This is a genomic window from Leadbetterella sp. DM7 (genome assembly GCF_040829825.2).
GTDB lineage: Bacteria > Bacteroidota > Bacteroidia > Cytophagales > Spirosomataceae > Leadbetterella.
This window is the reverse complement of record NZ_JBFOLH020000020.1, coordinates 60,989-73,126: the sequence shown is the minus strand read 5'-3', so window position 1 is coordinate 73,126 and position 12,138 is coordinate 60,989. Positions and strand designations below refer to the sequence as shown.

Genomic DNA, 12,138 nt, shown 5'->3' with positions numbered 1-12,138 from the left:
ATGAACATTGGCTAAGGGAAACACTCACATTCCGGCAATATTTTGATTTTTTACAAAACTATACGCAGGAAGCTGAATTAAACCGGAATTTGCTGCCCAATGCCGATATAACCGGCTTTCTTGATCCTTTGCTTCTTATAGAAGATCACCCTGCCTCTATTTATTACCTGGAATCTTTATCTCTTCTTCTCCAGTTATATGAGCTGAAAGATATAAGCTATCAGGTGTTCTACCAGAAAATAAAAGACAGCTATAAAGGAAAAACACGTGATTACCTGCTTTTTAAAACACTTGAAGTCGCGTACAAGTCTCCTCAAATAGGGCAATTAGTAGATGACTACCTGGCAACCTCAGAATCCGATATTTTAAAAGAACGGGTCACTATCGATTATGATGACCATATCGGATCTGCTATGGCTGAGGAGCTGATCATACCTAAACCGGATTATAACCTTGAGACTACTTCTTTACTGTATCATCTGAAAACCGGGAAAATTATTAACTGGGACACCCTTCTGGCAGCAAAAGGATATAAATATATCGATTTCTGGGCTAGCTGGTGCGGTGGGTGCAGAGCTAATCTCCCCCACTCCAGGCAGCTGGCAAAAGAATATGGCTCCAGGGGATTAAATGTAATTTATATTTCTATGGATGAGAACCCTAAGCTCTGGCAGAAAGTATCCCGTAAAGAGCAGCTTCCGGATGAGAACAGCTACCTGCTGCTGGACCCCAGGAAAACATTCATCTATACCCAATACCGGATTACCCCGATTCCCAGGTATATGCTGGTCAACAATGAAGGCTTCATTACCCACCCGAATGCTCCTGAATTGATGCCAAGCGGGTATTCAAATCTTGAAAGCACCTTAGAAGAGCTGTTAAAGTAAGAAAAAAATAAAGCAGGCGCTGTTCAGGTGTCTTCTGTTGGATGAAACCTTTCTCCTTTGTTCAATTCCGTATTCCTGCAGGTAAAATCACCGATATCTATGAAAAGCCGCTTGATATCGGTGCTATCCTGGCCAACAGCCCCTTTATGGAAGCCCTGAAAGGAGCATCTCTTCATTTTTGGGAAACCGTAACAACGGAAAAACTCACGGAAGAGCATCACAAAACCCTTTACAAATATTATTCCCGTTGGTGCACCCGCTGCACACCCTTCGGTAGGTTTTCAGGTGTTTTTACGGCAGACTTATCCGGCAAGACTTCTTTCAGGGAAGCCATACCTCACGTATATACCGAGCCTGATATTCAGGAAAAGAAAAAGCTGACCCGGCTGCTTAACGATGCGAAGCTCCGCCGGGCCGGTTTCCGGGTAAACAGCTCGCTTTATACTCAGGCCGGCAAACATTACCTGCTGCAATATCTGGATGAAAAATACCACCAGGTCAGCTTCGAACGCTTCGAGGCCCTGGATACCGTATTGCAGGCCGCCGGGTCAGAAGTTTCCTACGCGGAGATAGAGAATATCCTCGTCAATCATGATTTCACCAAAGAAGATGCCGAAAGCTTTGTCCGTGAGTTGCTGGAAGAACAGGTGCTCTGCACCGGTTTCGAATTTAATACATCGGAAACCCTGCAGAATTACCGGCACCGGCAACAGATGACCTTCTTACCCGGATTTACCCGGTCTTACACCTTTACCGTTTATCCTGACGCTGAAATAGACCGCGAGATCATCCATACAATTGTGGAAGACGTTAAAAAGCTCGGTAAGTTTTTCAGGAAAGAGCCTCATCCAAGACTGACAGCCTTTCGGGATGAATTTATACGCCGGTTTGAGGACAGGGAAATCCCCTTACCCGAAGCGCTGGACCCGGAGCTCGGGATACGTTACGGAACCTATAATCTCACCCCTGCAGGGGAACTTCTGGATCAACTGTCCATATCTCCGGAATCTTCAGCGCCGAAACCGGCGCTACCTTCACTCCTGCTGGATAAATACATTGCCTGTATGGCTTCGGGTGGTGATGAGATATCATTTACCGCTGAAGAATTAGACACCGGGATCCCCGAAGAAAATATTACTTCATACATTTTCGGAAGCCTTCTCAAAAAAGGCCCGGATTTTATGTTTTTATTAAAGCAGGCCGGGGGAAGCTCTGCTGTAAACCTGATGTCCCGGTTCTCACTCGGCAATGATCTCTTAGCGAAAAAGCTTCGGGAAATTACAGCTTATGAACAGTCGGTTACCGATGCTATCCTGGCCGAGGTCATCCATCTTCCTGAAGGGAAAATAGGGAATGTTGTTCTTCATGCTCCACTAAGGGAACACCAAATTCACTACCTGGGATACGACACTCATACGTCTCTTCCTTTGTCCGATCTGCTGGTGTCTGTTTCCGGAAATGAAGTCGTTCTGCGCTCCCGGAAATACAACAAACGCGTGATCCCCTATCTCTCTCATGCCTATAATTACGCTACGGGGCTCCCTGTTTACAACTTCTTAGGTGATCTGCAGCCTGCGGGAGCACAATTCACTTTTGATTGGGGCGTGCTCAGTGACCGGGAATATCTCCCTCGTGTAACCTTTAAGCACTTTATCCTGTGGCGGGCTACCTGGAATCTTACACAAAAAAACATTGAAAGAATAAAAAATACCCTGCCACGGCATATAGTGATCATTGAATCCGACCATGAGCTCTACCTTGACCTCCGGCAACCTGTTGCTCAAAAGATCCTGCAAGATCACCTGAAAAAAAACGCGGAAACCCGGGTACAGGAGTTCTTATATCCGCCGGATCAATGTTTTGTAAACGGTCGTAGCTCAGAAGTGGTCATTCCTGTGATGGGAGAAAACCCTAAACCATTTACAAAACCGGTCCCGCTTATTTCCGGCAGATCTTACCCTCCCGGAAGCGAATGGCTTTATCTCAAACTTTACACAGGTCCGAGGACGGCTGATAACCTTTTGAGGGAGAAAATCAGGCCTTTTATACAACTTCTCAAACAAAAAGGCCTGATTCAGAAGTGGTTCTTTATCCGGTATCACGATCCCGGTTTTCATATCCGGTTACGGTTCTATCACGATTCAAACCCCGGTTTTTATACAGCTGTTACCGATCTTTTTCACACGCACTTTAAAGAAGAGCTCAGTTCCGGCTCTATTTATGAATTACAAATAACCTGCTATCAGCCGGAATATAACCGTTACCCGGACATGCAACAGGCAGAAACCCTCTTTATGCAAGACAGTGAGCGGGTACTGGAAAGACTGGAATCTGATGCGGAAATCTACCGGATCGAGACATCGCTGATCCGCATTCATGCCTATCTTTCCTGCCTGACCCTTCCTGAAAAAGTGAGCTTTTGCCAGAGAAACCGCGACGGCTTTCTGGAGGAGCTGGGTGTAGCCTTAAAACCAAAGCTGAACGGTTTGTATCGCCAGCATCTTACCTGGATAAAAGCAACAATGGATAAGGTGAATCCGGAAACATTCTTCCCTTCAGAACCGGGATCTCTCGCTTCCTACATCCACATGCATGTCAACCGTAATTTTATCTCGGATGCCCGGAAATACGAGATGCTCTTATATCATTTTTTATACCGGTATTATGACTCGGTTCTTGCACGGAAAAATTTGGATGTTAGTAAAATAATATGAATATTCGTGCAACAACTGCTAACAAGAAATGAGAACTACCTATAACTGTGTTGTAATTGATGATGAACCCGCACCTCGTGAGATACTGGCGAAACATATAGCCCGGCATTCCGCCCTGAGCTTGTTAAAGAGTTTTGACGATGCTCAAAAAGCATTAAGTTACCTGAGAAAAAATAAAGCAGATATCGTTTTCCTGGATATTGAAATGCCCCAGCTTTCGGGTATGCAGCTAATAGAAAACCTGGATACGGAAGGAATGCTTTTTATTTTTGTTACGGCGCATCCCCAGTTTGCCGTTGATGCTTTTGCCCTGGATGCGGTAGATTACCTGAGCAAGCCGGTTTCTTACGAACGGTTTACACAAGCGGTAAAAAAGGCACTGAAACGTCTCGAATATATGAAAGAAGAGACCCTGGTTCTCAGTGTGGGGAAAGAGCATCTGCAGATAGATTTGAATAAAATAGACTGGATAATGGCTGAAAATTATTATGTAAACATACACGGACACAAGTTTGCCGCCGGCCCCCTGATTGTAAGGCTGCCCCTCTATAAGCTGGAAAAGCTTCTTCCCCAGGGCAAGTTCTTTAAAATAAGCCGTTCGGTAATTGTGGGCCTGCATTACATTAAAAAAATCCGGAACAACGAGGTAATTTTACGAAACGGAGAAAGGTTTACGGTATCCAGGTCCTATAAATATATAACAGGAGTCATCGAAAATAAGCTCCTTTTGCAGTAAGCTGCCACTTACTTCTTTTTTTGTATATTCACTGCAAAAAACAGGGAGTTCACTGCATCGATTTTTTTTACTTCTCATCATTTAAAAGTTTTAAAGCCTAAAACTTTTAATACAATGATGAAGAATGGTAAATTTCTAAGAAAAGAAGTGATTGGGGTGTTAGCGCCTCAGTCGAAAACAAACGGGAGAACAACCACGGATACAATAACAACTTCCGGGGCAATACGTAATTATTCAAGTTAGTGCCAGATATAATTCAAATTATTGAACACTTAGAAAAAAAAGGGAAATACTGGGCCATAACCATTATATTCTGGTTCTTTATTTTCCTTTTTACATACTTTATATTTTCAGTAAACGTCTTAAAAATTCCCTATACGGCCTATTTCATGGTTGGGGTTATGGTTTTAACATTTATCAGCTACTATCTTATTATTTCAACTTTTCAGTATAACATCTACTATGGGATATTTTCTATATTTCTGATATTTTTGCTTTATCAATATTATACCTACTACTCTTTTTCCTATATAGCTGGTTTTGACAATGCTATATACTTTATTACGGCATCAAAAAATATAGGTCCATTACAATTTTGGCAAATACCATTTAATAGCAAAGTATTCTATTTTTCCTATACGATGAGCCTCTTTCACTTAGCCCCTCCGCTAATAATCAGAGGATCCTATGAAATACTGCGAAAGTTTTACTACTCTCAAAAGCTCAAAGAAGAAAACCTTAAACTCGAAATCAGCTACCTGCACGCCCAGATTAACCCACACTTCCTGCTTAATACCCTTACTGCCATCTATAACATGGTGATGGACAACCCAAAAGCAGCTAAAAGCATTGAAACACTATCCGGGCTCCTCCAGTATTCTCTTTATGATACGGGGATGGAAAAAGTAGCTGTAAGTAAAGAATTAAAATTTCTTAAAAACTACATAAAACTTTCAAGGATACGTCTGAACTCCAATAAAAAGCTAAAACTTACCATAAACGGTAAGCCGGATCACCTTACTATCGCCCCATTGATTTTAATCAACCTGGTAGAAAACAGCATTAAGCACGGGCTTCACAACATAGCTGGTGCCGCTGAAGCGGAAATTCATATCAATATCAAAGACCATACCCTTAATCTGACCACATACAACCGTCTCCCTCAGGCCTCTTTTGCGAAAGAAGGAGGTATCGGCTTAAAAAACACCCGCAGGCGTTTAGATATCTACTATCCCGGGAAACACTCTCTCAATGTTACAAACGAAAACGGTTTTTACAGGGTGGAATTATGTATCGAGCTTTAATCCGGTATATTTAGTTGCAGTGAATGACCACTTACATCTTTTTTAGCTAAAAAGCTGCACTATTATGCAACGCTGACCAGTTTCGGGTATCCTTAAGACAAAGAAGAGGAATCTATTTCCCTATTATCATAAATAACCTCCTCTTTATATTTCAAAAAATAACGAACCAGATTATAAATCAAAACCAACACCAATAATGTTAAATTTAAAGTCATTGATTACTGTCTTAATTCCCCTACTGCTTGTGGGTTCAAATGACGAAAAGAAAATGTTTTCCCGGTCTGTAAAAGTCGAATACACTATGGAGGTTAAGCCTGGTGAGCAGATTAATCAATTACCTCCCGAGATACGGCAAAGTATTCTTGAAAAATTAAAAGAGCCCTTATATTATATCCTGGAAACCAATGGCTCTGAATCGCTGTATTATCTTGTTAAAAAAAAATCTAAAACAGATACTGTAGAGAACACAATTGCTGAAAACAATATACAAAAGAAGACAGTTACTGTAAAAGAGAGTAATACTGCTAACTCAGCCTCCTTTTATAAAGACTTTGAAAATAAGACCATCCTGGTACGTTCACTGGTAAATCAAAAAGCCTACATAACCCGGTCTGATCTCAAAGAAAATCACTGGAAAATACAACCGGAAACCGCTAACATAGCGGGTATGAACTGCCGTAAAGCCATTTTGGGGGAAATTGAAGCCTGGTTTACGCCGGATATCCCGGTATCTGACGGCCCGTTCTCTTATTATGGACTACCTGGCCTGGTCATTACAATTGAAAGCCCTAAAGAAAAAATATATGCAACCCGGATCTCCTACCCAACCGGCCTGAAAATTGAAAAGCCCCAGGGCGAGCTCATTACCCACGAAGAGCTAAAGAGAATCAGAACTGAGGCGGGTAAAGACATTAATAGTATTGAAAAAGAAGGAAACAAAACCACAACCCATTCCAGGAAAACCATAAAGCTGAACTGAGAGTGTCAATACTATCATTCGTAACTTGTTCTTCGCAAACAAGGTTGCTCAAAATATTTGCCATTGCTTTTCTTATTGTACCTGAATTTACCTATGCTCAGTCATCAGTTACAGGAAGAGTAACCGATTTAAAAGGAAATGCCATACCGGGAGCCACTGTATCCGTTCTCTCCGCAGACAAAACAGATATAGTGGTTTTCGGTACCACAGATTCAGAAGGGTCTTTTCATTTAAAATTAAATAACAATGGCGCGTATACACTGAAAGTATCCTGCCTGGGTTATGAAAGTACCGAAAAATCCTTCAATACGCAGGAGAAAACGTTCTTTTCTGTCGTTTTAAAAGAGAGCAATGTTGAGCTGGCAGAAGTGGAGATCAAAGCCTACCCAAAATCCTATAATGCGAAAAAAGACACAGTGGTATATGACCTGGATAAAGTAAAAGACGGCACGGAAAAAAATATAGGGGAGGTAATTAATAAGTTGCCGGGACTTTCGGTAGACGAAGAAGGAAAAGTTTCCTACCAGGGAAACAAAATTGATAACATTTTAATAGACGGGCAGGGATTTTTCGGTAACCTGCAACAGATAGCCACCCAAAACCTGAGCGCCGATCTGATAGAAAAAGCAGAACTCCTGACAAACTTCCGGGAAAGTCCATTAGATATAGGCGGTGGAAAAACCGTATTGAATCTTAAGACAAACGATAAATACAAAGGCGTGGTTACCGGTGACGTGACGCTAAAACCCGGCCTGGTCAATAAATACCTGGGGCATACCAACCTTTTCAGGTTTGCCAGGTCAGGAAATACAGGACTTATAGGGGATATCAATAATGTGGGAGAATCGCCTATGTCTCTCGCTGATTTCATTGACTTGCGCGGGGGGATCTCCAGCCTTACCTCTTCCACGGCCAAGGGGCAGGCAATACGTCTCGACCCCACGCAATTCCCCCGCTTTTTACTCTCCGACCAGAATATCAAATCCAAAACCAACCGGTACTTAGGAGGCAATATTACATCAAAGATAAATAAAAAGCTTGACCTTAGGCTCTATTCTCTATATAATACAACCTTGCAGAAAGGCGAGATCCGTTCATTTAAAGAATTTCCCGGAGCAGAGCCCCTGCGTTTTTCTGAATTTACAAACGATACCGGGAAACTGCATTACAGCACTACTCATCTGAACCTGAAATATCTTATATCCCCAGTATCCATGTTAAGTTTTACAACTACCTGCAGCTTCGGGAAAGACACCTATGATAAATCTGTGCAATTCAGAAAAGAAGAGTCATCCAAAAGCTTTCTGACCCGGATCAACAACAAAAACTTCACCTTCGGACAAAACCTGGAGTACCAGCATAAGCTCTCAAAATATAGCTCATGGATATCCACACTTTTATACAATACGGTAGCTAACAACCAAAATCTGGAAATTAACTCCGATAGTACCATAAGCTTCTGGGGCGTATCTTCTCTGTCTCAAACCTATAATACAATACGTAAGGATCTTAATTTCAACACTCATCTGTCTTTGGATACCCGCTACGGAAAATACCTTCTTGGGACGGGTCTTCAGAACTCCCGATCGAAACTGGAGAGCCATGTACTCGATGTAACAAATACATCAGCTTTGAACCGTACCTCCTACTGGTTTAATGCCAATGCTGAATTCGGGTTAAACACCAGAACAAGCTTACTATTGAGAAACAGACTTACAGGTACTTCCAATGAATACAACCACCATTTTCAAAAAATCTTTTTTTATGAGCCTGGTCTCACCTTATTTTTCAATTTAACACCGGGAACCCGTTTAGGGCTCTCCGCAGATCGGCAAAATCAGCTCCCGGCTATTGAAAACCTTATAGAATACCCTTTGGTAACCGACTACCGGTCACTCCTGTACAACAAAAATCTAAATCCTTTTAAACGTACTGTTATCAACAGCTATACACTTAATTTCTCGTCATTTGGCTTAAAAAAAGAGCAATTCATTGCTACCCAGGTAAGTTACAATACTAATTTTAACACTATTTTCAGAACCAATATCCTTGAGAAAGAAACCTCGGTGACCCAATATATTTATGCTCCCCGGGAGAATGCCCTGAATTTACGGGTATCTTATGACAAAAAGTTTTATCTCATTCCCCTATATTTTAAGAGTTTCTTAACACTTAACTTCGCTACTGGAGTGGGTTTCGCCGGAAACACGGAAACCGCTTTTGCAAGGACGCTCACTGTCGGCAAACTAAACGCAGGCACCCGGTTCAGGAAACCTGTGCTTCAAATTCATGGTGAACTTGACGCAATGCAAAACAGGTATACGCAGGAAGTTAACCAGATCAATTCGCACATGGGTAGATACATATATGGCCTGAGGTTTACGGGAGTTAAAGGAAAGATGGTTTATTCATTAAAACTAAGCCAATATTTGCAGGTAACCCGGATAGGAAATAACCGTATTAATATGCTCTCTCCTGAAATAAAATGGGCTCCCGGAAAAGGTAAAACAGAATACGGAATCAGAGGGTATAATGTGATGAACCTTACCCAAAATAAAATATATACCGCTATCTATTCCAATATCAGCTCTACGGAATCAGAAATTTCTATCTTAGACGGGTACATTCTGGCCGGGGTAAAATTCAAACTGTAAACCTGCAACAATTCTTTGACGGCTGAAACCTGTTGAACTATCTCTATAAATTTCGCCACTTTTCCAGTCGGCCATACTTTTACGGGCATGCCCGGCGCAGAAACCCGAAGTAGAAAACAGGTTTAGAAATGTTCTTGCTCTTCATTACTTTTACGTGTTGCGTTTTGTCGTTTTAGCCTTTGCAGTGAATGACCACTCACATCTTTTTTCGTTGATTCACTGCAAAGATCCTGTCGTTCACTGCAAACGTTTGTCTAATCTGTTTCACTCAAATATATTTAACGATGCAATGAGAACACATGAAGGCCCGTTTCGAATATATTTTCGCCCAGCTCATAAAGGCCCTGGATATACCTGTGACAAAAACAAGTGCCTCAGAGCGGCTACAATCTCACCCCGACGAAGGCTCCTTACTGGCGTATTCTGAAACTTTAAACCACTATAAGATAGAAAATGCCGGTATAAAGGCAGATAAAGAAAAGCTCCAGACTCCCTGCTCCGTTCGTGGCATATCAGCACGGAGGCATATTCGCTCTGGTAAAAGAAGTCACACACCACCACGTTTACTGCTCAATATCACAAAGGGCTAAAAAATACGATACCCTTATTGGCTGCTACTTCCACACTTCTTTTACCTTTACTTATTCTTCTAAAAACAGACGGCACAATGATCAGCAGGTTACTTTTCTCCTACATAAGCTTATCGGGCATAAGACACAGCTCATCAAGCCCGATGGATCCACGATCACTATCGGAAAGCTGTTCGATAGTTTAGCACGGTTTTCCCACCATTCCCCGCTATATCTACATTAACCAAAGCCAGACCGAGGTTCATCATAATGTGCTTAAGCCTACGCTTTTAAATTTATAATCTTTTCTGTCGTTCATAAACTAAAAAATTAGTACTCATAGCCTGTCATTCTGGAAAGTAACTATAACAAATGATTCAAAATGACCTTCTTCTATTATTTTAACCTTTGCAGTAAATGACCATTCACATCTTTTTTTGTTGATTCACTGCAAATACCCTGTAGTCCACTGCAAACGTTTGTATAGCCTGTTTCACTCAAATATATTTAGCAACGCAATGAGAACACATGAAGACCAATTTCGAACATACTTTCATCCAATTAATAAAGGTTCTGGATGTACCTGTGACAAAAACAAGTGCCTTAGAACGGCTGCAATCTCACCCCGATGAAGGCTCCTTACTGGCGTATTCTGAAACTTTAAACCACTATAAGATAGAAAATGCCGGTATAAAGGTAGATAAAGAAAAGCTCCATGAACTCCCCGTACCGTTCGTGGCATACCTGCATCTGCACGGAGGCACATTCACCCTGGTAAAAGAAGTCACACACCACCACGTTCACCATCTGCTCGATACCCAAAAGGGTTGGAACAAGACAGGTAAAGACGAATTCCTTAAAGCCTGGCAGGGCATTGCTTTATTGGCAGAGGCTTCTTCTGAATCAGGAGAAAAAGACTTTGCCAAACACCGGAGAAGTGAAATTCTTAAAGAATTGCGGGTACCCCTGGCCGTCTCACTACTCCTCTTAACAACAGGTATTTTTACGGTACCCTTATTGACTGCTACTTCCTCGCTTCTTTTGCCTTTGCTTATTCTTCTAAAAACGGGTGGCGTGGTAACCAGCACTTTACTGTTGGTAAAAACTATTGACAGCAAAAATGAGTTGGTTAACCGGCTATGCAATAACGGTCCCAAAATAAACTGCCAAAGCATCTTGGACAGTCCTGCTGCACAGCTCACTCCCTGGCTAAGCTTATCAGACCTGGGGTTCATATATTTCTTCGGCTCTTTCTTTGCTTTGTTGTTCAGTGGGTACGCCGGCACGCAACATACCTTTATAAGTTTCCAATGGATATTCAGTTCAGGCTGTATCGCCTTCGGTGCTTATTCATTATGGTACCAGGGAGTAAAAGCTAAAATGTGGTGCACGCTTTGCCTGGCAGTGGTTTCTATTTTTGTACTGGAGCTATTGACACTTATAAGATTCACTCCATCCCTGTTCCGTTTAGATACAGCAGGTATAGCCTATATGGTTGCAGGCTTTTTACTCCCAATCACCTTTCTCCTGCTTTTTAAAAATTCTGCCCTGAAAGCCAGGGAAGCCCATGATTTAACAAAGAAATTAAATAAAATATATGCTAACCCGGCCTACTTTAAATCCCTGATGGGCAACCAGCAGCTGATGCCTGAAATACCCGAATATATGCCGGTGGTAGTCTTCGGCCGTAAAGATGCCATCCACACCATCACCGTAGTAAGTAACCCTCTTTGTACCCCTTGCGCCATTATACATCAAAAGCTGGAAGAAGTAATAGAAGAAAACCCCGGAATAAATTGCCAGGTCATTTTCCTGTCAGGAGAGAACAATGCAGGCGGACAGTTTGTGCAAAAGCTCTGGAATCTGCCAGATAGTATCCGGCCCGTAGCCACAAGTAGATGGTATTACCGGAATGACAAGAATTTTGAAAAATGGAACGAAGAATACATCACCTACCCGGAAGAAATTAACAGGGGAAAACATATTCAGAAAATGCATAACGATTGGGCAAATTATGCGGAAATAAAAGCAACACCCACCCTATTTGTGAACGGCAGGAAAAAACCGGACGAGATAAGCATTAAAGAGTTGGGCAGGTTGCTTTCAAGCCAGCGAGAAGCATTTATTTAAATAAGGATTTATCAATCAAATTCTAACAATTAAAACTTAGTAAGCTTATGAAAAACTTAATTAGCCATTCAGGTGTAGAAGTACTTTCAAGAAGTGCTATGAAGAGTATTACCGGTGGGAATCCTCTAGATATTAATGTAAAATGCAAATGTTGCGTAGGAGACG

General features: G+C 41.8%; 7 protein-coding genes. All 7 read left to right on the top strand.

Annotated features, from left to right (window positions below):
• Positions 1-887, top strand: an 887-nt coding sequence (locus tag AB2U10_RS17595) for a TlpA family protein disulfide reductase (protein WP_493820741.1), incomplete at its 5' end; no start/stop codon positions are given.
• A gap of 41 nt (positions 888-928) precedes the next feature.
• Positions 929-3,601: a lantibiotic dehydratase gene (locus tag AB2U10_RS17590; RefSeq protein WP_367916308.1), complete on the top strand. Its 2,673-nt coding sequence runs from the start codon at positions 929-931 to the stop codon at positions 3,599-3,601.
• Positions 3,602-3,629: 28 nt separating this feature from the next.
• A complete protein-coding gene (locus AB2U10_RS17585; RefSeq protein ID WP_367916307.1) occupies positions 3,630-4,337 on the top strand; it encodes a LytR/AlgR family response regulator transcription factor in 708 nt (235 codons plus the stop codon).
• Between the two features lie 242 nt (positions 4,338-4,579).
• Positions 4,580-5,641 (top strand): sensor histidine kinase, encoded by a 1,062-nt coding sequence (locus tag AB2U10_RS17580; protein WP_367916306.1) that lies wholly within the window; start codon positions 4,580-4,582, stop codon positions 5,639-5,641.
• Between the two features lie 196 nt (positions 5,642-5,837).
• Entirely contained in the window at positions 5,838-6,620 is a 783-nt protein-coding gene (locus AB2U10_RS17575; RefSeq protein WP_367916305.1) for a GLPGLI family protein, read from the top strand.
• A 44-nt stretch (positions 6,621-6,664) separates the two neighbouring features.
• A complete protein-coding gene (locus tag AB2U10_RS17570; RefSeq protein WP_367916304.1) occupies positions 6,665-9,274 on the top strand; it encodes a TonB-dependent receptor in 2,610 nt (869 codons plus the stop codon).
• A gap of 1,154 nt (positions 9,275-10,428) precedes the next feature.
• Complete coding sequence (locus AB2U10_RS17565; protein ID WP_367916303.1) at positions 10,429-11,973, top strand: vitamin K epoxide reductase family protein; 1,545 nt, start codon at positions 10,429-10,431, stop codon at positions 11,971-11,973.
• Positions 11,974-12,138: the final 165 nt, after the last annotated feature.